Source organism: Croceicoccus sp. Ery5, from assembly GCF_020985325.1.
Taxonomy (GTDB): domain Bacteria; phylum Pseudomonadota; class Alphaproteobacteria; order Sphingomonadales; family Sphingomonadaceae; genus Croceicoccus.
In genome coordinates this window covers 3,108,570-3,135,024 of sequence record NZ_CP087587.1, presented here as the reverse complement: position 1 = coordinate 3,135,024, position 26,455 = coordinate 3,108,570, and the positions used below count along the sequence as shown (strand labels likewise).

Sequence of the window (26,455 nt, the reverse complement as noted above, 5' to 3'; positions counted from 1 at the left end):
GCGGCTAGTTCCAAAGCCCCAGCAGCCCCAGCGACAGCCACGGGATATAGGTGATCAGCACAAGCGCCAATATCAGCGTGCCATAGAACGGCCAGATCGTTTTCACCAATGTCGTCACCGGTATCTTGCCCACGGCAGAGCCGACGAACAGCACCGATCCCACCGGCGGCGTCACCAGGCCGATGCCAAGGTTCAGCATCATGATGATGCCGAAATGCACCGGATCGACGCCCATGTTCATGGCAACCGGCAGAAAGATCGGCGTGGTGATCACGATCAGCGGGGCCATGTCCATGAATGTGCCCAGCACCAGCAGCATGATATTGATGATCAGCAGGGTCAGGATCGGGTTGTCCGTGATCACCGCGATCAATCCGGCGAGGGCGGCGGGCACTTCCAGCAGGGCCAGCGCAAAGCCGAATGCCGTTGCCGCCGCGATGATGAACAGCACCATGGCGGCCGTGCGCACCGACTTGCCCGCGGCCTCCCAGAACTCTGTCCAGCCGAGGCTGCGATAGACGAAAATGCCGATCACGATCGTATAGATCACCGCAATGGCCGAGCTTTCGGTGGGGGTGAAATATCCCGACAGAATGCCGCCCATGATGATGATCGCGGTCATCAGCCCCGGGATCGCATAGATCGCGGCGGTCACGAATTTGCGCCATCCGGGGAAGCTTCCCTTGGGCAAGCCGCGTTTCTTGGCGACGATATAGGCCGTGGTCATCAGCATCAGACCGGTCAATATGCCCGGCACGATGCCCGCGACGAACAGATCGCCGATGGAAACGCCGATGCCCGATGCGGCCGAATAGATGATCATATTATGCGACGGCGGAATCAGCAGGCCAACGATGGCGGCGGTCACGGTCACGTTCACCGCGTAATCGCCGGGATAGCCCTTGTCCCGCATCAGCGGCACAAGGCTGGACCCGATGGCCGACGCGCTGGCGATGGCGCTGCCCGAAACGGCGCCGAACATCATCGACGCGCCCACATCGACCAGCCCCAGCCCGCCGCGCACACGGCCCAGCGCGGCATCGGCCACCCTGACCAGACGGTCGGCAATGCCCGCGCGATACATCAGATCGCCGGCAAAGATGAAGAAGGGGATCGCCATCAGCGTAAAGACGCTGATGCCCGAAGCCATGCGCTGCACGGCGACGACCAGCGGGATATCGATCACCGCGAAACAGGCGAGCGCCGCGCCGAACAGCGCGAATGCGACCGGCACGCCAATGGCGAGCAGCACGAACAAGACGCCGAAAAGTACCAGCAATTCCATCAGTCGGCGCTCCCCGGCAAAACGTCGTCTTCCAGCCCGTCGTCATGGCGGGGCCTGAACATGTTTTCGATGGCGAACACTGCCATCAGCAAGCCGGAAACCGGCAATGGCGCATAGGCCAGCGCGCGGCTGAGCCCCAGCGACGGGATCACGTGCTCGCGCACCGCCCACAGCAATTGCGTGCCGTAAATCGCGATGCACAGTCCCATCAGCGCGACCAGAATATTTATCACCCGGTGCAGCGTTGCGACGCCCTTTTCCCCGATCAGATCGTCGAGCAGGGCGATGCGGATATGGAACCCTTCGCGCACGCCTGCCGCCGCGGCGAACAGCACGTACCAGATCATCAGCAACAGGGCCGATTGTTCGGTCCACGAAGGGCTGGAATCGAGGATGAAGCGCCCGAACACCTGCCAGCCGACCACGGCGGTCATGATGACAAGGCCGAGCGAGCCGAGGCGGGCCAGCCAGTCGGAGATCGTTTTCATTCGGCCATCTCCTTATTCGTGGTGCCCGCGGCGGCCATTTCCTTGCCCAGCGTCACGATCCGCTGCGCGATATCCTGTTGCTGCGGCGTGATCAGGAACTGGTCCCAGACCGTTTCCATCTTTTCTGCAAAGGGCGCGGTGTCGACGTCGTTCACTTCCACGCCCGATGCGATGATGCGGCTGCGGCTGTCGGTGACGCGCTGGTCCCAAAGCTTGCGCATATAGGGCACGGAATCGCGCGCGGCCTGCCGGATCATCTGCTGGTCGTCGCCCGACAGCTTGTCCCAGCTGACTTTCGACATCAGCAGGATTTCCGGCGTGAAGAGGTGCTGGGTCAGGCTCATATAGCGGGCCACCTCGTAATGGCGGGCGCTTTCGAAACTGGGCCAGTTGTTTTCCGCCCCGTCGATCACCCCTTGGGCCAGCGACTGGTACACCTCGTCGAACGGCATCGGCACGGCATTGGCACCCAGCGCGTTCAGCATGGCGAGATAGAGGTCGGAGGAAGGCACGCGCAGTTTCAGCCCGCGCATATCGTCGGGCGTGCGGATGGCGCGGCGGGTGTTGTAAATGCTGCGCGCGCCGGAATCGTAAAAGCACAGGCCGATATAGCCCTGGTTCTCCATCGCGGTCAGGATCTCGTCACCGATCGGCCCGTCCAGCGCGCTGCGCATATGGGTGACCGACTGGAAGATGAACGGCAGCGACGGCGGGATCGTCATCGGCTCTACCGAGTTCAGCGGGGCGAGATTGACGCGGTTGAAATCGATGCCGCCGAACGCGGTGATTTCCAGCGTATCCCGCTCGTTACCCAGCTGCGAACCGGCGAAAACCTTGATCCCCATGCGCCCGCCGCTGCGGTCGGACAGCAGGCGGCCCATATGCTCCACCGCCTGCACGGTCGGGTAATCGCCGGGGTGCGTATCGGCGCCGGTGAACAGGCCCGACAGGCGCGGCTGGCAGCCCGCCAGCGCAAGCCCCACACTCGCGGCCCCGCCCGCGATCAGCCTGCGGCGGGAAATGGAAAAGTTCTGTTTCATACGGCGTCCGGATCGAAAGCGCGAAAGGTGAAATTGCGGAACCTGGCCGTGCCTGCCCGCGCGGCATACAGCCCCGGACGCAGCATCAGGAAACCGTTGCGCACATTGTGGTGATAGCCCGACACTTCCATCCCCCGGTCGAAACGCAGCCATGTCTGCCCGCCGTCGCCGCTGGTGTCGAAAGTAACGATGTGGCGATCGTTGGTGACCCGCATCCTCAACCGTCGGCCATGCGGGTTCAAGGGGCGCGCGCGCTCTATCCCGTATTGATGGGTGACAAAGCGGTCCTCGTCGAATCCGACGCCGGCATAGAGCTTGTCGTCATAGAACAGCACCAGACCGGCACGGCCGCCAGCCTCGATCTCTATATCGCATTCGAACATATAGGCCGGATCGCCCGCCGTGATCAGCAGCGGAGAGCCGGAGGAGGGCGCGTCGCCCTTGCCCTTCAGATGCAGCGTGCCATCGGCAACCCTGATCCGCTCCGCCTCTGTCGGGGAAGGGCGGAAGAACGACCATTTGCTGCCCAGCGCCAAAGGCTGCGAGAAATCGTCGGACAGCGCCATGCCGTGCGGCACGGCTTCACCGCCCTTGGGTGCGGCGATGGGCTGCGACAAATCGCCGCCGGTCATTTCGAACCAGCCGTCATCGGTAAAGCGCACCGGATCCATCAGGCACTGGCGGCCCAGCGTCCAGAAGCCGTTTTCATAGCCGTGATAGAGCGACCACCAGCTGTCGTCGGGCGCCTGGACCAGGGATGCGTGTCCGCGCGACCACCATGCTTCTGACGCGCTGGTCGTGCGCACCAGCGGATTCGCCGGATGGTCTTCCCACGGGCCGTGCAGCGATTTCGAGCGGGCAGCGATCACCATATGGCCGGTGGGCGGCCCCGCCGTGCCGCCGACCGCGGTGATCATATAGAACCAGTCCCCGACCTTGTGGATTTTGGGTCCCTCGGGCGCGAAACCCTCGACAATCCAGTCTGACGGATAGCGCCACGGGTCATAGACATGCTCCACCTTTCCGGCGAGCGAGAGATTGTCGTCCGACAGGCGCACGCGGTCTCCGCCGGAGAGGAACAGCCAGCGCGAACCATCCTCTGCCACGGCGTGGCACGGATCGATATGATCGTGCAGCCCCAGCGGGACGGGATCGCTCCACGGACCTTCGATATCGTCGGCCCAGGTGACATAGATGTCGTTCTGCGGCTGCGCCTTTACAGGAATATAGAGGAGGTATTTTCCGCGATCCTTGTGCAGGCTGGGGGCCCAGACCGAACCGATATATTTGTGCAGCGCGGGCTTCAGCGGCTGCCAGTTCACCAGATCGCGCGAATGCCAGATCAGCAGGCCGGGATAGGCGTCGAAGGTGGAGAAGGTGACATAATAATCGTCGCCATCCTTCAGGATCGCCGGATCGGGCCGGTCGCCCGACAGCACGGGGTTCAGAAACCGCCCGTCACCCAGATCGGCAATGCGCTTGCCTTCACCATCGCGCCGCCAGTTCATGGCACGCGGTAAAGGCGCGGTGCTGGTCTGCGCCAGTGCAGAGGCCGCGCTGGTGCCGCCCGCCAGTCCGGCCAGCGAGAGCATTGCGGCTCCGCGAAACAGATCCCTGCGATGCGATTTCAAATAGGCCTTTGTCATGCTGCGATATCCAATCCGGCCCGTTTTCCGCGGGCCTCTCCCGTTAATGCGGGTCCGGTCCGGCCCGTTCGTGTATGTATCGCCCGTTTTCGGGCCGGCAGGTTCAGGCCTGCTGCGATCAGCCGAGGCCCTGCGTGCGGGCCCAGTCGCGCCAAAGTTCGGGCCAGTGTCCGACGGGTTTGCCCGCCGCCTTGCGCAGGCCAAAGCCATGGCCGCCGTGCTGGAACAGATGGGTTTCCACCGCGATGCCGCGCGCCTTTAATGCTGCGCGCAGCAAAAGCGCATTTTCGACCGGCACGACATCGTCATCCTCGGCATGCAGGATGAAATGGGGCGGGGCGTCGGCGGGGACGTTGCGGTCGGGCGAATGGGCAGCCTCCAACGCCTTTGACGGGTTGGGGCCCAGCAGCAACTCGCGCGATCCGGCATGGGCGAATTGCGGGTCCATCGAGATGACCGGATATACCGGCGCGGCGCAGAAGGGCTTGGCCGAAAGCGCATCGGCATCGTCCTTGGGTGCATAGGTCTGCGCAGCGAAACGCGCGGCCAGATCGGCGCAGAGATGCCCGCCTGCGGAAAAGCCCATGGCGGCGACGCGTTCGGGGTCGATGCCGAAATCGCGATGGCGGTAGCGGATGATGCGCATGGCGCGCTGGGCATCGGCCAGCGGCACGTCGGCACGGTTCGCCCAGCCGTCATAGGGCAGGCGATAGAACAGGACGAAACAGGTGAATCCGCGCGCCGTGGCCCAGCGCGCGAACTCGTACCCTTCCTTGTCCACGACGACATGTTTGTAACCGCCGCCGGGCGTAAGGAGGAGGGCAGCCCCGTTGGGGACATCGGGGCGAAATACGGCCATGCGGGGCACGGAAATTCCGAGCACGGCGCGGTCGGTGACAAGCGGATCGGTCGACCGCTCTGTCGTCACCTCGACGGGGAGGGTGCCGGGTGAACCGGGCGCGCCGTCGGGCCACATCTGGCCGGGCCACAAATCGATCGTTTCACGAGGTTGCGGGAGACCCGGAGAGCTTGGGCCTCCCGCGCTCGGCGGTGCTGTTTGCGCCTCACCGCGAGTAGAAATCAGGGAGCAAAGGACAAGGCCTGCGGTTAAAACCGATCTTCGATCAGAAATCATCGCGTTGCAACCCTGTCCTTTCGCTTCACCTATACATCATACATATCACATTTCAAACCGTGCACCGAACATGATGATGCGGCCGAAGTGATTGTTTTCGTAGTTGCGCTTCGTATCGAGGTCGGTCCAGCGATAACGATAGTCGTCGGTCAGGTTGGTGCCGTCGAGCATCAGCTCGATGCTGTCGGTCAGCTGATAGCGGATCGCCGCATCGAGATTGAACGACGAGCTGTACCCTTCGAGGAAGTTGCCGTTGCCGCTCGACCCGGTGTTGTAACCGTCGCGATAGGCGCCCGACACACGGACCGAGAAGGTTCCATTGTCGTAATAGACTGTACCGTTGGCCGAATATTCCGAAACGCCGGCAAAGGTGACGGTACGAATGTCGCCATTATCCAGCGTCACATCCTGCGAACTGTCGACATAGGTCACGTTGCCGAGGATGCCGAAGTCCGAAACGAACCCGTCGGCAAAGGCCGAGAACGGCAGGTTCAGACCGACTTCCACGCCCTGGATCACGGCGCCTTCGCCGTTCACCGTGGTGCGCGCAACGAACAGGCGATCGGGATCGGTGCCGTTGACGACGGCGTCATAGGCGGGCGTGCCATTGTTCAGCAGCGAAAGCGGCAGGCCGCTTTGTGCATAGGTCACGTCCTGAACGTCGCTGATCGGGAAGCTTTCGACATCCTTGCGGAACAGCGCGACCGAGGCGATGGCGCCCGGAGCGAAGTAATATTCGAAGGAGATATCGTAGTTCCACGCCCGATACGGGTCGATGAACGGATTGCCCGACGAAATGCCGAAGTTGAACTGGTCGACCGAACCGCCCGGCGTCAGCGAGCCGAGGCTGGGGCGGGTGATGACCTTGGCGACCGCGCCGCGAACGATGAAGTTATCGGCGGGGAAGATGTTCAGGTTGATGGCAGGCAGCAGATCGTCATAGCTGCGCTTCACGGTCACATACTGGCCGCTATTGAAGCCGCTCGACGACTGGTTGGTCTTGGCATAGCGCATGCCGAAATTGCCCGAGATGCGGACGCCCGGATCAAATTCGAAGCCGGTTTCGAAATAGCCGCCGTACACTTCCTCGGTCACGCCGCGTTCGTCGCCCTGCTGGGTGACGGCCGGACGGCCATAGAGGTCGAGGAAATCGGTGGTCGCATCCAGATCGGGCACGACCCAGCTGTTGGTGTTGCCCGACGGCTGGCCGGCGTTGCCCAGCTCGAACAGCTCCGCCATATCGGCAGTGACCGCCGCGCCATAGGCACCCGGGTCGCAAGTGAAGGCCGAGCAATAGGTGCTGTCACGACGTGCGCCGGTGGTGAAGAAGTCGAATTCGCGCCAGAACGGACCGGCCTTGAACGACAGCCCGTCGACCGGCTGGAATTCGAAGTCCAGCGCCACGGTCTTGAACTTGTTGGTCACTTCCGACGGACGGTCGCGGAATTCCGCCAGCTGGAAATTGGTCGGGTTGGTGACATCCGTGCCAAAGACCAGCAGCGGGCTCTTCATATCGGTGTAGTCATAGGAATAGACGCCGTCGCGATCGTCGAAGATGATCGTGGTTTCGACCGGGATCGTCGCATCCGACTGCGAGAATCCGCCCGACAGGCGCGCCATGAAAGTGTTTGTGAAGAACTGCTCCAACTTGCCCGAGATCTGGTAGAACTCGGTCTCGCTTTCGCGGTGATAGCGTTCGTTACGGATCCACGCATTGGTCAGATCCGCGCTGATCATGTTGTTGTCGCCGTCGATGGCATAGTTCGAGACATCGATGGTGCGCTCGTTCGAACGCAGCAGCACTTCGCCCCAATATTCGTCGCGGTCTTCCTTGAAGTTGGAATAGAGGCCGTCGATCTCGATATTGGTGTTTTCGCTCGGCTGGAACTGGATCGCTCCGGTCGCGCCCAGACGCTCACGCTCGTGATTCACAAGGCCATAGCGCGGGATACGCGGGTGGAAGGCGGCGGTCACTTCGGCGCAGCCCGCATCGGCGGGGTTCGCGGTGCAGTTGACGCCATCGACCGAATTGAACTGCGCATTATTCGCCCAGCGGACCGAATTGTTGCCAAGCTCGGCGGTTTCATATTTCGACCAAGCGACCGATGCCGACACGCCAAAGGTTTCGTCGTCGTTCACCCAGGCGGCAAGGCCTGCAAGGCGAGGCGAAAGATCGTCGTTGAGGTCGTTGTAACGGCCCTGTGCCGAGGCAACGATCTTGCTGCCAGCACCATAGGAAAGCGGGCTGCCGGTCGACAGGTCGATTACGGCGCCCAGCGAACCCTCGTCCAGCGAAGCCGACGCGGTCTTGTGCACGACGATCGAGTTGAACAGCTCCGAGGCGAAGACGTTGAAGTCGAACGCGCGGTCGCGGTTCGACGATGCGCCGTCGGTAGAGGTGGCGATGGTTTCCATGCCGTTCACGCGAACGCGGGTGAACTGCGCACCCAGACCGCGCACGGTGATCGCGCGCCCTTCGCCCGCGTCGCGTTCGATGGCGACGCCGGGAATGCGCTGCAGCGATTCGGCAAGGTTGGTATCGGGGAATTTGGCGATATCTTCGGCGACGATCACGTCGACCTGGCCGACGGATTCGCGCTTGGCCGCGATGGCCGCGTTCAGCGAGGCGCGGAAGCCGGTTACGATGATTTCATCGGTCGGCGCGACCTGCTCTTCGATCTGCTCGACCGCTTCGCCTGCCTCGACATCGGCGCCTGCGCTGGCGTCCTGTGCGTGCGCCATTTGCGGCATCAGCAGCGCGCTGCCGATCAGCAGCGAACTCTTGAAATTCAGAATGCTACGGTTGGTCCTCATGGTATCCTCCCCATCATGCTCCGGACGGGATGACACCGGTTACCTTACAGGGACGAACAAAATGTCCCAAGCAATCCGAATCTCCCACCCGGTTTTTGGTAACCGGTGTCATTATCTATTGCCGCTGCCGCCCCAGTCTGTCAAGAAACAACCAACTGGGAGAATGACAGATGTTGAAAACCACGTATTTCCGCGGACTTACTGCTGCTGCATTGCTGCTGGCGGGCGCTGCGGGTCCTGCATTCGCGCAGCCCGGCGACCCGACCGAGGGGGGCAAAGGCGGCAAAATCATACGGGTCACCACGCTGGCAAAGGACGGCCCCGGCAGCCTGGCCGAAGCGCTGGCCGCAAAGGGGCCGCGCATCATCGTCTTCGAAGTCGGGGGCGCGATCGATCTGGAAAAATCGAGCCTGCTGATCGAGGAGCCCTTCGTCACCATCGCGGGCCAGACCGCGCCTTCGCCGGGCATCACCATCCTGCGCGGCGGCATCGACGTGAAGGCCCATGACGTCAAGATCAGCCATTTGCGCGTGATGACCGGCGATGCCGGCATGCCCAAGCGCAGCGGTTGGGAAGCGGATGCCTTTTCCACCGTGGCGGCGCATAATGTGGTCGTGGAAAACAACACTTTCATGTGGGCGGTCGACGAAAACATGTCTGCCAGCGGCCCGCGCTTTACCGGCAATACGGTCGAGGAATGGCGCAAAGGCACCAGCCACGACATCACTTTCCGTCTGAATTTCGCTGCCGAGGGTCTGGCCGATTCCAGTCATCCCAAGGGCGAACATTCCAAAGGATCGCTGATCCACGACAACGCCACCAATATCGTGTTCGACCGCAATATCTGGGCGCACAGCGTGGAACGCTCGCCGTTGGTGAAGGGCGGGGCGCAAGTGTTGATGGTCAATAATTTCATCTATGACCCCGGCCTGCGCGCGGTGCATTACAATCTGATGGATCTGGAATGGACCGACCACCCGCATGTCGCGGGCGAGATTACGGCGGTTGGCAATGTGATGCGCGGCGGGAATTCCACCTCGGAAGATCTGCCGTTCCTGATGCTGGGCGGCGTGGGCGACCTGAAATATTACGGCAAGGACAATATCGCTGTGGACCGCCATGGCGAGGCGCTGCCGATGTTCGGCACCTATGGCCAGACCGCGGCAAAGCTGATCGAGGCAAAGGCACCGCTGGCCGACCTGTCCAAATATGATGTGATGCCTGCTGGCGAGGTCGAGACCGCCTTGCTGCGCAGCGCGGGCGCGCGCCCGTGGGACCGCAGCGACGAGGAAATCCGTGTGCTGTTCTATATCGCCGAAGGACGCGGCGAAGTCATCGATTCGCAGGAAGAGGTCGGCGGCTATCCCAGCTTTCCCGAGACCCGCGCAGCATTCGACCCTGCGTATTGGGATCTGGCCACGATGACGCCCCGAAACGGCATCTATCCCGGCCAGACAGTCGCGCCGCAGGAAGCGTTGAGCACGCGCGACCGCGAAATGCGCGAGCAGGCGAAATGATCGCCCGTGCCGTATTGGCCGTGGCACTGCTGGGCTGTTCGGCCTGTGTCACGGCGCAGGAACCCGCAGGAAAGGCCGCGCCGATGGTTGTTGTCAGCGAAAGCGACGTGATGGTGCGCGAGGCGCCGCCCCATGGCGCGATCGGCATGTCCACCGCCTATCGCATCAGCGACGCCGCGCCGCAGCCGCGCACGATGGAATTCCGCCGCCGCGTGCTGGATGTGGGCGCGGCCATCGGCGAACACCCGATCGCGCATGACGAGGTCTATTACGTGACCGCGGGTGAAGGCGTAGTCATTTCCGACGGGGTCGAGGCCGCGCTCAAGCCCGGCATGGCAGCCTATCTCTATGACGGTGCGGTGGTCGGTATGCGGCAGACGGGGGAAGAGCCGCTGTCGCTGATCATTGCCTATCCGGTGGCCGCGAAATAGGCAGAAATGCTGCGCCCCCTTACGGGCGCAGCAATTTGCGCATCTCGGGAACTTCGCTTGCCAGTTCGTCGGCCAGGACGGCGGCGAACAGCTTGCCGCCGAATTCGCCCAGATGGGTGTAGTCGTAAACCCATGTCATTCTGGCCACCCGCAGATCATCGGGCACCGGCGCGGGCGTCGGCCTGCCGGTGGCGGAGGGCAGTGTTTCGCCATCGATGGCGGCTGCGGCGGCCACCTCGGCAGGTGCGGGAATCTCGGCGGTCAAATTCTGGACCGACGGGCCCAGCGCCTGCACGATTTCGGTGCTGCGGGCATTCAGGTCGATCAGCGGCGTATCGGTTTCGGCTGCGACCTTGCGGATCGCCTCGGCCCACGGGTCAAGGTCCCGTTCGACCTTGCCGTCATTGAACAGGCGGCGGGTGAGCGGAGTGAACAGGACCGGCACCGCACCCGCCGCGCGCGCCTCTTGCACATAGCGTTTCATATTGGCGGGGAATTCACTTTCGAGATCGGTGGAGCGTCCGGGCTTCCCCGGCTGGTCGTTGTGACCGAATCCGATCAGCGCGAACACCGTGCCATAGCCGCCTACTTTCATCTCGCGCAGGGCGATGTCCCACAGTCCCTCGGCGCGATAGGAACCGCTGCTGCGTCCGTTGCGTGCAAGGTTGAAGGCAGGCCGTGGGGTGCGTGGTGTGATGCGCGCAGAACATCGGGCCCCATCCATTGCCCGTGGCCGTGGTCGAATCGCCGATCAGGATGATCTTGTTCACTCCCTCGACAATGCTTGTCTCGGTCGCCATTTCGGCGGCGGGCGGTGCGCTTTGCGCCATGGCGACGGCAGGTGCCATGCAGGCGATGGCGGCAAACAGGGCGAGCTTCATGATCGGCTATTCTCCCGTCAGATTCCGGGCTGGATATAGGGCGCGGTCGACCACATCTCGCGCTGCCAGCCGCGCGGGTCGTTTTCCATGGCGATGCGGTCCTGTGCCACCATCAATGTCGCGCGGTCGGGCAGCGTATAGGGAGCCCAATCGGCCAGCCCCGGCGTGCCATTGCGCGCAAGGCCGGTGAAGGCGCGCATCATCTCGGCGCTGATCTGGCGCGCACGCCTGTCCGTGCCGGAAAAGCTGCCTGCCGCATCCAGAGTGCCGAAAACATAGGGCAGATCGTCGGTATGCGCCGCGCCGCGCCGCGGATCGATCGGGGATTCGCGGTCGAGTTGATAGACCCACGTCCGGCTCGCGCCTGCCTTGGCGCGCTCGTCCGACTCGATCCATTGGCCGGGCCAGCTGCGCCCGTCTGTCGTCGCGGCATAAAATACGCGCTCTGCCGACCAGTCGGGGAAATGTTCGCGATATTGCTGCACCACGTAATCAGGGCGCAGATCGATGCGGATATTGGGGCGGATGCGTTCGGCGATGTTCGACCAGTCCAGCCCTTGCACATAGGGACCATCGGCGCTGATGAATGCGCGCGTCTCGTCCGTCGTGTTGCCAAGGATCATCGGGATCGACAGCGACTGCGGCGCAGCATCGGGCCAGAACGGATGGCGCGGCAGGTTCGCCATATCGAGCACCGGCCCAAAATAGAGGCTGCCGCCAAGCACCGGATCGGTCGCATCCAGCCCGTCGACCAGACGCCGCGTGGGCAGGGCCTTGAGCGCGGCGACATCGCCCACGGCAATACCAAGGTGATCGAAGAAGGCCGTAATGCGTTTCAGTGCATTGGTCGGCCCGCTGGCGGTAACCTGCTGCCCGCTCATCGTGGCGGCGGAATGGAACAGCCCCTTGGCGGCAGGCATGGCCATCAGCGTCGCGATCTTGGCTCCGCCGCCCGACTGGCCGAACACCATCACGCGCGACGGATCGCCGCCGAATTTCGCCACATGATCGCGCACCCATTCCAACGCGCAGATCAGGTCGAGTTGTCCCAGATTGCCGCTATCGGCATAGGCGCTGCCGAACGGGGCGAGCCACGGATAGCCGAAGACGTTGAGGCGCTGGTTGACTGTGACGACGACCACATCGCCATCGCCCGCCAGATGCTGGCCGCGGGTAACCGGATCGGTGACCGTGCCGCCATTATACGCGCCGCCGTGGAAATAGACCATGACGGGCCGCTTTGCCGCAGGGTTCAGTTCTGGCGACCAGATGTTGAGGAAGAGGCAATCCTCGCTCGCCGGTTCGTCGGACAGGCCGCGTTGCGGGCAGATCGGTCCAAATGACTTTGCGGGCGTAGGATCGGACGCGAACGGCTGGCGCACGGGGCGGGCAAAGCGCTGCGCCGTGGCATAGCGGATGCCAAGAAAGGCATGGACGCCCGCCTGTTTTATGCCTTCATACCCGCCCACGTGCGGGGATGAGGACTGGCCGAAGGCGGGGGCGGCTGCCAGCAATCCCGTGCCGATCAGCCCGCCCTTTAAAACGGAGCGACGGGTAGGGCGATCAGCGGCGGACATCGCCGCCTGCCGGATCGAACGCCTCCAGATCGGCTTCTGTCACCAACACCATATCGCCGGGAATGCCATGTTTCAGCGCGGCGAGGGCAAGGCCCGATTTGGCCATGTCCTGCGCATTGCCGCCCTTCAGCCAGCTGCGCAGCATGCCCGCGGCATAGGCATCGCCGGTGCCGATGCGGTCGACGATATTCTCGATCCGCACTTCGTCGGTCTGCCAATGGCTTTCGCGCAAGTCGATCCGCGCGGCGAGGCGATGGGTGCCGGCCGTTTCAACATGGCGCGCCGTGCTGGCGATCAGCTGCAGATTGGGGAAATGCGCAAAGGCAGCCTCCGCCGCCTCGCGACGTCGGTCGGGGCCATCGCCCGAAAATGTCTGGCCCAGCAGCAAGGAGATATCGCGGTGGTTGCCGATCATCAGCGTGGCTTCGCTGACCAGTTCGGTCAAGATCGCGCGCGGATCGCTGTCCCATGCGTCCCACAGATTGGCGCGGTAATTGCCGTCGAAACAGATCGGCACGCCCGCGTCTTTGGCCGCGGCGACGGCGGCACGCGCCAGCGCCACGCCATCGGGGCCGAGCGCGGGCGTAATGCCCGACATATGCAACAGGCTGGCCCCGTCCAGCGCCTGCGCAAAGGGCAGGGTGGCTGGATCGGCCAGCGCAAAGCTGCTGCCCGCGCGATCATAGGTGACGCGGCCTGCAATCGGACCTGCGGGCGGTTCGAAGAAATACAGACCGATGCGGCCCGGCGCGGTTGCGATGAAACGCGCATCGCTGCCCGATGCGCCGATGGCCGCGATGGCTTTGCGGCCCAGCGGATTGTCGGGCACGACCGACAGCATGCGCGTCGGCAGGCCGAGGCTGGCAAGGGCGGTGGCGACATTCGCCTCTGCCCCTCCAACATCGATGGCCACGCTGCCGGCCTGTGCCAGCGGGATCTGCCCCTGAGGGCTGAGCCGCAGCAGCATTTCCCCGAAACATACGACTGGTTTGGTGTCGCCGCCGGTGCGTCCCTGCGTCATCATGCAGCGCTCATCGGGCGAGCCATCCGCCATCGACGGCCAGCACATGACCCTGCACATAATCCGCCGCGCTGCTGGCAAGGAAGACCGCCGCGCCGCCGATGTCCTTGGGATCGCCCCAGCGCCCTTCGGGAATGCGTTCCACGATCTGGCGCGCGCGGGTTTCATCGGCCTGCAATGCTGCCGTGTTATTGGTCGCGATATAGCCGGGAGCGATGGCATTGACGTTGATGCCCTTGGTCGCCCATTCATTCGCCATCAGCTTGGTCAGGCCCGCGACGCCCGACTTGCTGGCGGTATAGCTGGGCACGCGGATGCCGCCCTGAAACGACAGCAGCGAGGCGATATTGACGATCTTGCCACGCTTGCCCGACTGGCTGGACCAGCCGGTCATGTGGCGCGCCGCAGCCTGACACAGGAAAAACAACGACTTCAGATTGGTGTCCATCACAGCATCCCAGTCCTCTTCCGAGAAATCCAGCGCGTCCTCGCGCCGGATGATGCCTGCGTTATTGACCAGAATATCGAGCGAACCAAGTGTTGATACCACTTTGTCGACCACTTTGCCTACCGGCTCGATCGAAGAGAGGTCGGCGGACACCAGTTCGCACTTACGGCCAAGGGCGCGCACCTTGTCTGCGGTTTCGGTCGCTTCGCTGCGGCCTACGGCGGCGATATCGGCCCCCGCTTCGGCCAGCGCGAGGGCAATGCCCTGACCGATGCCGGTGTTGGCGCCGGTGACAACCGCAACGCGGCCGGTAAGATCGAAGGGGCTGTTCATCGGGTCGTCCTCTCGGTTGCGCCGCCGCGAATCGGTTCTACGCGTGGTCGGCGCCGGCCATCGAAATGGCGGCAGTCAGATAGGGGGCGGGGGCAGCGCGTGCCGCCCCCGCAAATGTCCGTCGGGCCCTTACAGGCTCTTCAGATAGGCGCTGATTTCGTCGTTCTTGGAATTCGCATAGAAATATTCCGCGAATTTCTCGCCCGCGATCGCGCTTTTCAGCAGGTCCTGATCGACGTTCTTCAGCACGGTCAGCATGTCATGGGTGGCAGCGGCCTTGAAATCCTTCAGGATAACGCGGTTCTTTGCCATGATCTCCGCGCGTTCCTTGGGATAGCCGGCGCCGGGTTCGTTTTCAAAGATCTTGCGATAGCAATCCTGCAGGTTCAGCTCGGCAGCCCAGCCGAAACCCTTGGCATAGGGCATCGACATGCAGTTGCCCGCGTTGATCTGGCTGAACAGGAAGGCATCGGTCGGATCGATCACCAGACCGCAGAACACGCCGGGCATCGAATTGCAGGCCAGCATCGAACCCATGCCGGTGCCGCAACCGGTGACGACGAAATCCGCCGCGCCCGAATTGAGCAGGATGCCGGCGAGCAGGCCGTTCATCACATAGGTCAGCTGTGCGTCATCCTCGGGCGTATACATGCCATAGTGGAAGACTTCGTGGCCAAGCGGTTCGGCAACGGACTTGAGCGCATCGTGCACGATGCTGCTTTTGGCCGCCTGGCTGTTCTCGATAATCAGTGCAACTTTCATAACATCCTCGCTCGCTGGCTTGGGGGGCATTGTGTGTAAAACCAGCCCATAATACGGAACACGGTCCCACATGCAAAGAGCCTGCTATTAGGTAACCGGTGTCAATCCCCTAGATAGACGAGATGACAGGGTGATTTCAACCATCATCGCCCCGATCAGGCGGGTTTCGGCGGGGCGACCGACGACCGCCTGATCAGTTCCGACGACAGCCGTGACGGCAGCTTGTCCGCATCGGCGGAATCGATCAGCTTGTGCGCGGCGGTGCTGGCCATCTCGCGGACCGGCCAGCGTACCGTGGTCAATGGCGGCCATATATGTGCGGCGATGGGGCTGTCGTCGAAACCGATGATCGACAGATCCTCGGGTACGAACATGCCGCGCTGGCGCGCCACATGGAGCGTAGCGGCGGCCATTTCGTCGTTCGATGCAAAGATCGCGGTGGGCGCACCATCCGCGTCGAGAATATGTTCGGCAGCATCGATCCCCGAATCGAATGTATAGAGACCCGGCGCATGCCATTCGGGCCGGTATTCCAGCCCGTGTCGCCTGATTGCCGCCAGAAACCCCTCGCGCCGTTCATAGGCAGAGCGGAAGCCCTGTGGCCCTTCGATCAAACCGATGCGGCGATGGCCCATTTCGACCAGATGGTCGATGGCATTGCCCACGATCTCGCGGTCGTTCGATTCGACCAGATATTGCGGCTGGTCCAGCTGCGTCGAACCCATGCGGACATAGGCGCAGTCCAGTTCGCGGCACAGCGCGGCCAGCTCCTCGTTCTCGGAAATCGGGGGCAGGATGAACACGCCATAGGGGCGCTGCTTTTCCAGAAAATCGCGGATATCGTCGAGCATTTCTGGCGAATGACGATCGACAGGCCGCACGACCAGCGCGAAATTGGTGTCGCGGATGGCGTCCAGCACGCCGATCTGGAAATTCAGCACCGTTTGCGCGTTCGGGTTGTCGTGCAGCAGGCCCAGCAGGAAATTGCGCCTGAGCGCCAGAGCACGGGCCTGAGGATTCGGTACATAACCCAGTTCGGCAATGACACTCTCGACCTTTTTGCGCGTATCGTCCTTTAACAGCGTAGAGCGGTTGATCACGCGGCTGACGGTTTTCTTGGAAACGCCGGCAAGGCGCGCGACATCGTTGATTGTCGGCTGCCGGTCGTTCTTGCGCACGCTACCCATCCCGTTCTCCGCGGACCCCAGTTTCGATGGCTTTAGCGCGAAGTCGTCGCACCGGTAAACCGGGACACTTCCCCCTCCGGTTACGGTCATGACGCGCGGTCAGCCAGCTACATCCTCTCACCGGGAAGCACTTGCTTTCCCGCTGCGGTTCATTATGACACCGGTTTCCTAATTGTGAAAGACAATCGTTGAGGGGATCATGGACAGGCAGGCCGTAGAGCGCATTGCGCAGGCATTCGTTACCGCGCGCACCCAGGGGAAGGCCCTGCCGGAATACCCCGGCGACCGCCCGCTGACCCTTGCCGATGCGTATCAGGTTCAGGATCATGCGCTGCAATTGTGGGACCGTTATGTCGGCGGCTGGAAAGTCGGCAAGATCCCTCCGCCGCGCGATGCAGAGCTGGGCGCAAACCGGCTGATCGGCCCGATTTTCGAGGATGTGATCTATCATCAGGCGGGCAGCCCGCTGGCCATGCCCGTGTTCGCCGACGGCTTTGCCGCGGCCGAGGCGGAGTTCGCCGTCCGCATCCGCGTACCCGAAAATGCCGCGCTGCCGACAAATGATGCCGAAACCTATGACTGGGTCGAGGAAATCCGCATCGGGATCGAGATCGCCTCTTCTCCCTATGCCGGTATTAACGAGGATGGGCCCTGCGTTACCGTATCGGACCACGGCAATAATGCCGGTCTGGTGCTGGGCGCCGTCGTCCCGCGCGAGATGTGGGACGGGATCAACGACATCGCCGTTGAAACGATCATTGATGGCGAGACGGTGGGTATGGCGACGACCGCGAGCATGCTCGACGGGCCGTTTGGCGCGGTGCGGTTCCTGCTCAACAATCTGGCGGAACGCGGCCTGATGGCGCAGGCGCCGGGCTGGGTTTCTTCGGGTGCAATCACCGGTGTGCATGACGTAAAGGTGGGGCAGTCGGTCGACGCGCGTTTCGCCGGTATCGGTTCGGTTTCGGCGCTGATCACCGCATGATCTAACGCATCGGGCGGGGCCGGTTGCGCCCCGTCCATGCTGCGCACAATGGCCTATTGCCCCAAAGCGTCCAGCGCACCCTCTACCCCGCTGCGATAGCTGTCGCCGAACAGGCGGTAATGGACCAATAACGGCCACAGGCGATAGGCGGGCAGACGCTCGCGCCATCCGCTGTCCAGTGCCAGCGTATCGAAAAACCGCGCGGGCGGGTGATCGAACAGGGTCAGCATGGCGACATCGACTTCGCGGTCGCCATAATAGCACGCCGGATCGATCAAGCCCGCGATCCGTCCGCCGCGCGCCAACACATTTCCGCCCCACAGATCGCCATGCAGCAAGGCGGGCGCAGGCGAATGCGGCAGATATTCGGGCATGGCGATGGCCAAGGCCTCTACCCGCCGCGCAAGCGATGGCGGCAGATGCGGGACAAAGGGAAGAAGGCGACGCTTGGCCCAGAATACCGGCCAGTCGCTGCATGTGGCATTGTCGATGCGGACGGGGCCGAATGCATAATCCTCGTGCCAGCCATATTGGCTTGCGCGATTGCCATGCAGCCTCGCCAGCATAGCGGCAAGATCGTCCCACGCGTGCGATAGCCCACCGTCGCTCTCGATCCACTCCATGATCAGCAGATCACCGTCGCAGGCGATGACCGCAGGGGCAGGGGTGCCTGTGGCAGCGATAGCACGCAGCATGGCGGCTTCGCGCGCGACCAGCGGGCCTTGCTTGGCCACAGCCATGCGACCGTCCGCCAGCTCCAGCCGCCACACGCCTGCCAGATCGCCGCCATGCAGACGCCGGACGCCGGAGACCTCGCAGCCAAGCACCCCGCTGGCGAGTTCGGCGATGGTCACCCCTTCAACCGCTCCATCCCCTGCAAATAGTCGACAAGTGCTGTCGCGGCGCGGTCGACCTGCGACCATGTCGTGTGGAAACCCGCCTCACCGCCGAAATAGGGGTCGGCCACAGGCTGCCCCTCCAGCCCCTCGACCAGATCGAGCAGCAGAGCCAGTCGCGCGGTTGCATCCGCAGGGGCGCGGCGTTGCAGCTCGGCCAGATTCTCGTGGTCGAGCGCATAGATATGGGTGAAGCGATAAAAGTCCTCTGCCGCCACCTGCCGCCCGCGATAATGCGCGATATCGTGTCCGTTATGCAGCGCCACCGCCTGCGCGCGGGGATCGGGCGGTTCGCCCACATGCCACGATCCGGTCCCCGCCGAATCGACAGCCACCTCCACCGCCGCCTCTGCAAGGCGCGCTCGAAGCGCAGCCTCAGCCAGCGGGGAACGGCAAATATTGCCCAGGCAGACGAACAGGACGGCGGGCGTGGATCGGCGATCGGTCATACCGCGATCCTAGGCAGCGTTCCGGCTGGCCGCCAGCCCTATGGAAGCCGGCCTTGCGATGAACGCCGGTCAGGCCGCGTGTTTGCGCCGTGCGTTATAGGCACGGCGGATATGCGCCGTCATCAGCGCTTCGGCCCATTCGGTGTCGCCGCGTTCCAGCGCCTCGGTAATCTCGACATGTTCGGACAGAGACCGGTTCACCTGCTCCCGCTCATAGGCGAGCGCGGTCAGGTGTACGACGGGTTGCAGGACCAGTCGCCCCAACAGGCCCGCCAGCCGTTCCGATGCGGAGGCATGCAGGATCAGCGAATGGAACCTCTCGTTCAGTGCCAGAAATGCCTCGTCATCGAGGATTTCGGCCGTCACGACGGCGCGCATCTCTTCATTCACCTGTTTCAGCGCGGCGATCGTGTCGGAATCGATCCGGCTGGCCGCCAGCCGCGCTGCATGCGATTCGAGCATGCCTCGCAGGGTGAAAACCTCGGCCACATCGGCTTCGGTCCATTCGGCGACATAGCTGCGCTGGCTGTCCGACCGGCGCACGAACAGCTCTGTCTCAAGCTGGCGGATCGCCTCGCGCACAGGTGTGCGCGATACGCGGCACAGATCGGCCAGCTCTTCCTCTTTCAACTGGTGGCCGGGGGGCAATTCGCCCGAGAGGATCTTTTCGCGCAGAATGCGATAGGCCTGGTCCGAGGCTTTCTTCATGATGTCCTTCAATTGGCCGATGCGGCCTTTCGCTGTCGGTCATTCGCGTCTAGAGGGCCGCGAACGACGCGCGATGACGGTTCGCCCGCTTGGCGACGGTTTCAGCGGAAATCAAGCCTGATTGTATACATCAGAGGCAATAAACCCTGTTTTTATTCGCATTTTTCGCGAGAATGCCGAACTTAAGTATACTTTTGTTAACTGGTCTCACCCACTCAGGCCCGCTCCGCGCAGAAAGAATTCCGTGCGTTCGCGCAGTTCCTGGGCGGTGGGCGGCTCCATCGATCCATGGCTGATCGCCTGCACCTGAAAATCGAACACGATCAATCCGGTAAACAGGTCGGCCAGCTTGACCGGATCGCCGATCATTTCCGGATAGGTTCCGGACCATTCGGTGAACAGGCGGCGTAGGCTTTGTTTGGCTTTCATCTGCGAATGGTCGAAAAAGCTGCGGGCGAACCCCGGGTCGCAAATGCTCCGCGCGATGACGATGCGGGTGACGGCAAGGTTTGAAGGGTCGAGAAATATGCCTGATAACTCGGCGGCAATCCGGTGCAGCGCCTGATCGGGCGGAAGATCCATCGCGACAATTGTCTCGACGATCTGGTGGCCCAGATCGCGCGATTGCGACAATACCGCGTCCAGCAGCCCTTCCTTATTGCCGAACAGCTTGTAGAGTGTCGCCAGTGAACCGCCGGCGCGCTCGACCACTTCGGCCAGAGTCGTCTGCTCGTAACCCTGTTCGATAAAAAGGTCCCTTGCGGCCTGTTGAAAGGCCTGTCGGCGCCGGTCGAGCCTTTCTTGCTGGGGGCTTTCCAAAAATTTCACTCCCGTCGGGTTTTTCCGTCTTGAACTCTCTTGTGTAATAACTATTACGCCTTCGCAACTGCAAAATCGGAAGCGCGCATGCGAATCAAAATCATTTCTCTGGCGGCTACGGCCCTTGCCCTGGCGACTCTTGGTCCGGCCGGATGCGGCATGGGTGACGAACAGGCTGCCCCGCAGGCCGTGCCTGTGCGCACCTATACGGTGACCGCGATGGATGTGTCCAACATCATCGAATTGCCGGGGCGAGTGGCTGCGATCCGCACGGCGGAGGTGCGCGCGCGGGTAACCGGCATCGTCCAGCGGCGACTGTTCACCGAAGGGACCGATGTAGGCGAGGGGCAGCCGCTGTTCCGGATCGACCCGTCGGAAATGCAGGCCAGCTATGCGCAGAGCGAGGCGAGCCTTGCCCGTGCCAAGGCCACGGCAGACAATGCGCGCGCCGTGGTCGAACGCTATCGCCCGCTGGTCGATGAAAACGCCATCAGCCGCCAGGAATATGACGCCGCGGTCGCCGCCATGCGCGAAGCGGACGCCAATGTGGCGCAGCTTCGCGCCGAATTGCGCGCTGCGGGGCTGCAACTGGGCTATACCACGGTGCGTTCGCCGATTTCGGGCCGCGCGGGCCGCGCGCAAGTGACCGAGGGCGCGCTCGTCAGTCAGACCGAAGGCACGCTGCTGACCACGGTGGAGCAGATCGACCGCGTTTACGTTACCTTCAACCAGTCGGCCACCGAGCTGCTGCGCCTGCAACGCGCGATGGCCGAAGGGGAGATCGACCTGCCCAGCCGGGATGCGATCGACGTACAGATCATGTTCCCCGATGGCACCACCTATCCCATTGCGGGCAAGATCGATTTCCTTGCCGTTTCGGTGCAGGAAACGACCGGCACGGTCGAGGTTCGTGCCGAAGTACCCAATCCGCAAAGCCTGTTGCTGCCCGGCGAATTCGTGCGCGGGCGCATCGCGGTGGGGACGCGCAAGAATGCCGTCACCGTGCCGCAGTCCGCCGTGCTGCTGTCGAACGACGGTGGCAGCGTCTATGTTATCGGCGCCGACAACACGGTCGAACCGCGCAAGGTGACGCTGGGCCAGATGGTCGAGGGGAACTGGATCATCGAAAGCGGCCTGAAACCCGGCGACAAGGTGATCACAAGCCGCTTGCAGGTGCTGCAACCCGGCATGCCGGTGACCGAACAGAACGCGCCGACAGGACAAAAGGCTGCGGGCCAAAAGGCTGAGGTTCAAAAGGCCGGGGGCCAAAAGCAGCCCGCGACCAGGCAGCCCGGTGGCGCAACCGCACGCGGGGCCGAGTAATTCCATGGCACGCTATTTTATCGACAGGCCGATCTTTGCCTGGGTGATCTCGCTCGGCATCCTGCTGGCGGGCTTCATCGCGTTGCGCGGTCTTCCTATCGAGCAATATCCGGAAGTTGCCCCGCCCTCGCTCAGCATCGAAGTCGCCTATCCGGGCGCCGATGCCGAGACGCTGGAAGAAAACGTCACCCAGGTGATCGAGCAATCGCTGAACGGGGTGGAGGGCTTCCTCTATATGAACTCGTCCAGCACCTCGTCGGGTACGGCGTCGATCACGCTGACTTTCGAGGCGGGGACCGATATCGATATCGCCCAGACCGAGGTGCAGAACCGCCTGTCGACGGTGGAAGCGCGCCTGCCCGAACAGGTCCGCCAGCAAGGGATTCAGGTCCGTCAGGCGAATGCCGGCTTTCTGATGATCCTGAGCCTGACGTCGAAATCGGGCGAAACCGATGCGGTTGCGCTGGGCAATATCGCGACCAATCAGGTGCTCGACGAATTGCGCCGCGTGCAGGGCGTGGGCGATGTCACCCTGTTCGGTTCGGCCTATGCAATGCGCATCTGGCTCGATCCCGACAAGCTGGCGTCGTATAATCTGTCGCCCACCGCCGTGCTGGCCGCCATTCAGGAACAGAACAGCCAGACCGCGGGCGGCGCGCTGGGCGCGCAGCCCTTCGTGGACGACCAGCAGCTGACCGCGACGATCACCACGCAGGGCCGTTTCAGTTCGGCCGAGGAATTCCGCCAGATCATCCTGCGCGCCGATACCGGCGGTGCCACCGTGCGGCTGGCCGATGTGGCACGCGTCGAACTGGGGGCGGAAAGCTATAGCTTCGCCGCCAGCCGCAACGGCAGCCCGATGGCGGGCATGGCCGTGCAGCTGGCCACCGGCGCCAATGCGCTGGCCACTGCCGAGGGCGTGCGCGAGCGAATGGAAGAGCTGGCAGGAACGCTGCCCGCGGATGTCGAATGGGCCGTTCCCTATGACACCACGCCCTTTGTCGAGATTTCGGTCGAGGAAGTGATCAAGACCCTGGTCGAGGCGATGGCGCTGGTCTTCCTTGTCATGTTCCTGTTCCTGCAAAGCTGGCGCGCGACGATCATCCCCACGCTGGTCGTGCCCATCGCGCTGATGGGTGCCTGCCTTGGCCTCTGGATGTTCGGCTTTTCGATCAATGTGCTGTCGTTGTTCGCCATGGTGCTGGCGATCGGCATTCTGGTCGACGACGCCATCGTGGTGATCGAAAATGTCGAACGCATCATGCGCGAGGAGGGGCTGCCCCCGCTGGAAGCGACGCGCAAGGCGATGGACCAGATCACGGGTGCCATCATCGGCATCACGCTGGTGCTGATCGCGGTGTTCGTGCCGATGGCCTTCTTCCCCGGTTCGACCGGCGGCATTTACCGCCAGTTCTCTGTCACCCTGTCGGTGTCGATCTTCTTCTCGGCCTTGCTGGCCCTGACGTTGACGCCTGCGCTCTGCGCCAATTTCCTGAAGCCCATCGAACAGGGCGACGGGGACGAACATGGACATGGCGAGCCGGTTCCGCCCGCCGCCATGGAAGAGCCGGGCTGGCGCGGCATGCTGGCAAAGCTGCAATATCGGGCGGCACGCCTTTTCGCGGGCTTCAACCGCTGGTTCGCGCGGATGACCGAAAAATATGCGCGCGGGAACGAGCGTATCCTGTCGCGCCCGATGCGCGGGCTGGCCGTATTCCTGATGCTGGGCGTGCTGACGGCGTTCCTGTTCACGCGTCTGCCCACGGCCTTTCTGCCCGACGAGGATCAGGGCTTTCTGATCACCGTGGTGCAAACGCCCGCAGGCGCGACCATGGCCCGCACCGACGAGGCGCTGGCCCCGATCGAGGAATTCTGGAAATCGCAGCCCGAACTCGACAATCTGGTCGTGTTGCGCGGGTTCAGCTTCTTCGGGCGCGGGCAGAACGCGGCCATGATGTTTTCGACATTCAAGACCTGGGATGAACGCACCGCAGCCGAAAGCGGGGCGGGGGCCATTCTGGGCCGCGCGGCGCAGGCTTTCGCGGGCATCGACAATGCGATGGCCTTTCCAATCCAGCCGCCCGCGATCCAGTCGCTGGGACAAGCCAGCGGTTTCACCATGAAGCTGCAGGATCGCGGCGGGTTGGGGCGCGAGGCGCTGACCAATGCGCGCAACCAGCTGATGGGCATGGCCAGCCAGAGCGACCTCATCGCCAATCTGCGGCCCGAGGACCAGCCGCCGTCGCCCGCGCTGGAACTGACGGTCGACCGCGTGCAGGCGCGTGCGCTGGGCCTGTCGATTACCGATGTGAACAATGCGCTGTCGATCAATAACGGCTCGGCCTATGTCAATGATTTCACCTATCAGGGCCGCGTTCTGCGGGTGATGGTGCAGGCCGATGCGCCCTATCGCATGACACCCGAGGATGTGATGTCGCTGCGCATTCCCAACGACAGCGGCGAGCTGGTGCCTTTCAGCTCTTTCGCCACGGCCGAATGGTCTGCCGCGCCGCCCAGCCTTGGCCGATACAACGGCTATCCGGCGATGACCCTGTCGGGCACGGCGGCACCGGGCGCTTCGTCGGGCGACGCGCTGGCCGAAATGGAACAGCTGGCATCGCAGCTGCCTGCGGGTATCGGTTATGAATGGACCGGCATCAGCTATGAGGAAAAGCAGGCGGGCGGGCAGATCGGCCTGTTGCTGGGCCTGTCGGTGATCGTCGTCTTCCTTGTGCTGGCGGCATTGTACGAAAGCTGGGCAGTGCCGCTGTCGGTATTGCTGGTCGTGCCGATGGGCGTGCTGGGCGCGGTGCTGTTTTCGATGCTGCGCGGGCTGTCGGCGGACGTCTATTTCAACGTCGGGCTGATCACCATCATCGGCCTTGCTGCGAAGAACGCGATCCTGATCGTCGAATTCGCGATCGAGGAAGAGGAGCGCGGATTGTCTCCCCTGGAAGCGGTGAAGACGGCGGCGCGACTGCGCCTGCGTCCGATCATCATGACCTCGCTTGCCTTTATCCTTGGCATGGTGCCGCTGGTGCTGGCGAGCGGTGCGGGCGCGGCCAGCCGGATCGCTGTGGGCACGGGCGTGATGGGCGGCATGATCGCCGCGACCGTGCTGGGCATTTTCGTGATCCCGCTGCTCTATCTGATGACGCGCACCTATCTCAGCCGCAGGCAGCCATCGGCGGCGGGCCACATGGACGAACCGGCCGAAGCGCCCGACGGGGAGGCAGCACGATGAGCATCCGTCACACCGCTCCGCTGGCGGCGATCGCCCTGGTGCTGGCCTTGCCGGGCTGCATCAATATGGCGCCCGATCATGTCACGCCCGAATTGTCGACCGCGCCCGCGTTCGATCCCGAATACGGGCCCGACGGCACGGTGGTCGCGACCAGCCTGTCCTATCGCGACTGGTTCGCCGACCCGCGCCTTGATGCGCTGATCGGTGCGGCGCTGCGCAACAACCGCGATCTTGTCGCCGCCACCGCGCGGATCGAACAGGCGCGCGCGCAATATCGCATCCAGGACAGCCGCCGCCTGCCCAGCGTGGTCGCCAGCGCCGATGCCACGCGTACCCGCACGCCTTTGACCGGCGCCATCGCCGGTGCCAGCGGCGATGCGAGTGCGATCACGGTCGATAATTTTCAGGTCGGCGTGGGCGTCAGCGCGTTCGAACTGGACTTCTGGGGGCGGGTCAGGAACCTCAGCGATGCGTCGCGCGCACAATATTTGTCGAGCGTCGCGGCGCAGCGGGCTTTTTATCTCTCGCTGATCGCCGATGTCGCCACCACCTATTACGAACTGCTGGAAACGCAGGATCAGGTGGAACTGGCCATCGCCACTGTCAGCAGCCGCAGCGATTCGCTGATCATTGCCAAGCGCCGCCTCGACATCGGGGTGACTTCGGCGCTGCCGATGCGGCAGGCCGAAACGCTGTTGACTGCGGCGCAGCAACAACTGGCCAGCGAACGTCTGGCCGAGGCGCAATTGCGCAACCAGCTGGCGGTACTGGTCGGCGGGCGCATCCCCGACGATCTGCCCGAAGGGCTGCCGCTGGAAGAGCAGGGCAATGGCATGCGGCTCGATCCCGGCCTGCCGTCCGACATGTTGCTGGCGCGCCCCGATGTCGTCGCGGCAGAGGAAAACCTGCGCGCGGCGCGGGCCAATATCGGCGCGGCGCGCGCGGCGTTCTTCCCGACGATCTCTTTGACGGGCAATGCCGGTTTCGCATCGGAATCGCTGGGCGGCCTGTTCGACGAGGGGATCTTCGCCTGGAGCGCGGGTCCGTCGATCAGCCTGCCGATCTTTGACTGGGGCGCACGCGAAGGCGATCTGGATTACGCCAAGGCGCTGGAAGTCGAGGAAGTCGCCAATTACGACATGGCGGTGCAGACGGCATTCCGCGAAGTATCCGACGCACTGGCCGGTCGCCGCTGGCTGACCGAACAGGTCGCGGTGCTGGAACGTACCGTCGCCGCGCAGGAAGAGATCGACCGCATTTCGACGCTGCGTTACCGCGAAGGCGTGACCGATTATCTGGAAGTGCTGGACGCCGAGCGGTCCCTGTTCAGCGCGCAGCAGGATCTGATCACCACCCGCCGCGCCCTGTTGCAGAACGGGGCCACGCTTTACGTCGCGCTGGGCGGCGGGTTCGAGGTGGACGGAAGCGAGATCGAAGGCGCGGGGGGCATGCCGGTCGACGACTGA

22 protein-coding genes are annotated in these 26,455 nt (G+C 63.3%); 6 read left to right on the top strand and 16 right to left on the bottom strand.

Features of this window, described 5'->3' with window-relative positions:
• Positions 1–4 precede the first annotated feature (4 nt).
• The 6 genes from LOZ74_RS14980 to LOZ74_RS14955 all read right to left on the bottom strand — a co-directional run bounded on the left by LOZ74_RS14980 (position 5) and on the right by LOZ74_RS14955 (position 8,408).
• Positions 5–1,285 carry a TRAP transporter large permease gene (locus LOZ74_RS14980; protein WP_230291833.1) on the bottom strand — a complete coding sequence of 427 codons (1,281 nt, stop codon included), beginning with the start codon at positions 1,283–1,285 and terminating at the stop codon, positions 5–7.
• A complete protein-coding gene (locus tag LOZ74_RS14975; protein ID WP_230280069.1) occupies positions 1,285–1,773 on the bottom strand; it encodes a TRAP transporter small permease in 489 nt (162 codons plus the stop codon). Before LOZ74_RS14975 ends, LOZ74_RS14980 begins: the two co-directional genes overlap by 1 nt.
• Positions 1,770–2,813 carry a TRAP transporter substrate-binding protein gene (locus tag LOZ74_RS14970; protein WP_230291832.1) on the bottom strand — a complete coding sequence of 348 codons (1,044 nt, stop codon included), beginning with the start codon at positions 2,811–2,813 and terminating at the stop codon, positions 1,770–1,772. Before LOZ74_RS14970 ends, LOZ74_RS14975 begins: the two co-directional genes overlap by 4 nt.
• Entirely contained in the window at positions 2,810–4,459 is a 1,650-nt protein-coding gene (locus LOZ74_RS14965) for a family 43 glycosylhydrolase (protein WP_370638841.1), read from the bottom strand. Before LOZ74_RS14965 ends, LOZ74_RS14970 begins: the two co-directional genes overlap by 4 nt.
• 118 nt (positions 4,460–4,577) lie before the next feature.
• On the bottom strand, positions 4,578–5,594 hold the full coding sequence (locus LOZ74_RS14960; RefSeq protein ID WP_230291831.1) for an alpha/beta hydrolase: 1,017 nt from the start codon (positions 5,592–5,594) through the stop codon (positions 4,578–4,580).
• Between the two features lie 45 nt (positions 5,595–5,639).
• Positions 5,640–8,408 (bottom strand): TonB-dependent receptor, encoded by a 2,769-nt coding sequence (locus LOZ74_RS14955; RefSeq protein ID WP_230291830.1) that lies wholly within the window; start codon positions 8,406–8,408, stop codon positions 5,640–5,642.
• 170 nt (positions 8,409–8,578) lie between these two features.
• On the opposite strand from LOZ74_RS14955, the gene LOZ74_RS14950 reads away from it, so the two are divergent.
• Both LOZ74_RS14950 and LOZ74_RS14945 read left to right on the top strand, forming a co-directional pair.
• Positions 8,579–9,925 (top strand): polysaccharide lyase family 1 protein, encoded by a 1,347-nt coding sequence (locus LOZ74_RS14950; protein WP_230291829.1) that lies wholly within the window; start codon positions 8,579–8,581, stop codon positions 9,923–9,925.
• A gap of 83 nt (positions 9,926–10,008) precedes the next feature.
• Positions 10,009–10,356 carry a cupin domain-containing protein gene (locus LOZ74_RS14945; RefSeq protein ID WP_230293913.1) on the top strand — a complete coding sequence of 116 codons (348 nt, stop codon included), beginning with the start codon at positions 10,009–10,011 and terminating at the stop codon, positions 10,354–10,356.
• Between the two features lie 19 nt (positions 10,357–10,375).
• On the opposite strand, the gene LOZ74_RS14940 is transcribed toward LOZ74_RS14945, so the two are convergent.
• The 6 genes from LOZ74_RS14940 to LOZ74_RS14915 form a co-directional block, all read right to left on the bottom strand.
• On the bottom strand, positions 10,376–11,080 hold the full coding sequence (locus tag LOZ74_RS14940; protein WP_230291828.1) for a GDSL-type esterase/lipase family protein: 705 nt from the start codon (positions 11,078–11,080) through the stop codon (positions 10,376–10,378).
• A 174-nt stretch (positions 11,081–11,254) separates the two neighbouring features.
• Positions 11,255–12,814: a carboxylesterase/lipase family protein gene (locus LOZ74_RS14935; protein WP_230291827.1), complete on the bottom strand. Its 1,560-nt coding sequence runs from the start codon at positions 12,812–12,814 to the stop codon at positions 11,255–11,257.
• On the bottom strand, positions 12,801–13,838 hold the full coding sequence (locus tag LOZ74_RS14930; RefSeq protein WP_230291826.1) for a sugar kinase: 1,038 nt from the start codon (positions 13,836–13,838) through the stop codon (positions 12,801–12,803). The genes LOZ74_RS14935 and LOZ74_RS14930 overlap by 14 nt, the downstream gene beginning before the upstream one ends.
• 7 nt (positions 13,839–13,845) lie before the next feature.
• Positions 13,846–14,616, bottom strand: a complete 771-nt coding sequence (gene kduD, locus LOZ74_RS14925) for a 2-dehydro-3-deoxy-D-gluconate 5-dehydrogenase KduD (RefSeq protein WP_230291825.1) — start codon at positions 14,614–14,616, stop codon at positions 13,846–13,848.
• Between the two features lie 129 nt (positions 14,617–14,745).
• Positions 14,746–15,378: an RpiB/LacA/LacB family sugar-phosphate isomerase gene (locus LOZ74_RS14920; RefSeq protein ID WP_230291824.1), complete on the bottom strand. Its 633-nt coding sequence runs from the start codon at positions 15,376–15,378 to the stop codon at positions 14,746–14,748.
• Between the two features lie 155 nt (positions 15,379–15,533).
• A complete protein-coding gene (locus tag LOZ74_RS14915; RefSeq protein ID WP_230291823.1) occupies positions 15,534–16,565 on the bottom strand; it encodes a LacI family DNA-binding transcriptional regulator in 1,032 nt (343 codons plus the stop codon).
• Positions 16,566–16,764: 199 nt separating this feature from the next.
• Here LOZ74_RS14915 and LOZ74_RS14910 point away from each other — a divergent pair, with 199 nt between their 5' ends.
• A complete protein-coding gene (locus LOZ74_RS14910; protein ID WP_230291822.1) occupies positions 16,765–17,550 on the top strand; it encodes a 2-keto-4-pentenoate hydratase in 786 nt (261 codons plus the stop codon).
• Between the two features lie 53 nt (positions 17,551–17,603).
• On the opposite strand, the gene LOZ74_RS14905 is transcribed toward LOZ74_RS14910, so the two are convergent.
• From LOZ74_RS14905 to LOZ74_RS14890, 4 genes are all read right to left on the bottom strand, one after another.
• Positions 17,604–18,404: a fructosamine kinase family protein gene (locus LOZ74_RS14905; protein WP_230291821.1), complete on the bottom strand. Its 801-nt coding sequence runs from the start codon at positions 18,402–18,404 to the stop codon at positions 17,604–17,606.
• A complete protein-coding gene (locus LOZ74_RS14900; RefSeq protein ID WP_230291820.1) occupies positions 18,401–18,895 on the bottom strand; it encodes a low molecular weight protein-tyrosine-phosphatase in 495 nt (164 codons plus the stop codon). Before LOZ74_RS14900 ends, LOZ74_RS14905 begins: the two co-directional genes overlap by 4 nt.
• A gap of 69 nt (positions 18,896–18,964) precedes the next feature.
• Positions 18,965–19,603 carry a GntR family transcriptional regulator gene (locus LOZ74_RS14895; protein ID WP_230291819.1) on the bottom strand — a complete coding sequence of 213 codons (639 nt, stop codon included), beginning with the start codon at positions 19,601–19,603 and terminating at the stop codon, positions 18,965–18,967.
• 207 nt (positions 19,604–19,810) lie between these two features.
• On the bottom strand, positions 19,811–20,422 hold the full coding sequence (locus tag LOZ74_RS14890) for a TetR/AcrR family transcriptional regulator (protein WP_230291818.1): 612 nt from the start codon (positions 20,420–20,422) through the stop codon (positions 19,811–19,813).
• Between the two features lie 87 nt (positions 20,423–20,509).
• Here LOZ74_RS14890 and LOZ74_RS14885 point away from each other — a divergent pair, with 87 nt between their 5' ends.
• The 3 genes from LOZ74_RS14885 to LOZ74_RS14875 are packed head-to-tail and all read left to right on the top strand — an operon-like array spanning position 20,510 to position 26,455.
• A complete protein-coding gene (locus LOZ74_RS14885) occupies positions 20,510–21,745 on the top strand; it encodes an efflux RND transporter periplasmic adaptor subunit (protein WP_230291817.1) in 1,236 nt (411 codons plus the stop codon).
• Between the two features lie 4 nt (positions 21,746–21,749).
• Positions 21,750–24,989: an efflux RND transporter permease subunit gene (locus tag LOZ74_RS14880; protein ID WP_230291816.1), complete on the top strand. Its 3,240-nt coding sequence runs from the start codon at positions 21,750–21,752 to the stop codon at positions 24,987–24,989.
• Positions 24,986–26,455 carry an efflux transporter outer membrane subunit gene (locus LOZ74_RS14875; RefSeq protein ID WP_230291815.1) on the top strand — a complete coding sequence of 490 codons (1,470 nt, stop codon included), beginning with the start codon at positions 24,986–24,988 and terminating at the stop codon, positions 26,453–26,455. The genes LOZ74_RS14880 and LOZ74_RS14875 overlap by 4 nt, the downstream gene beginning before the upstream one ends.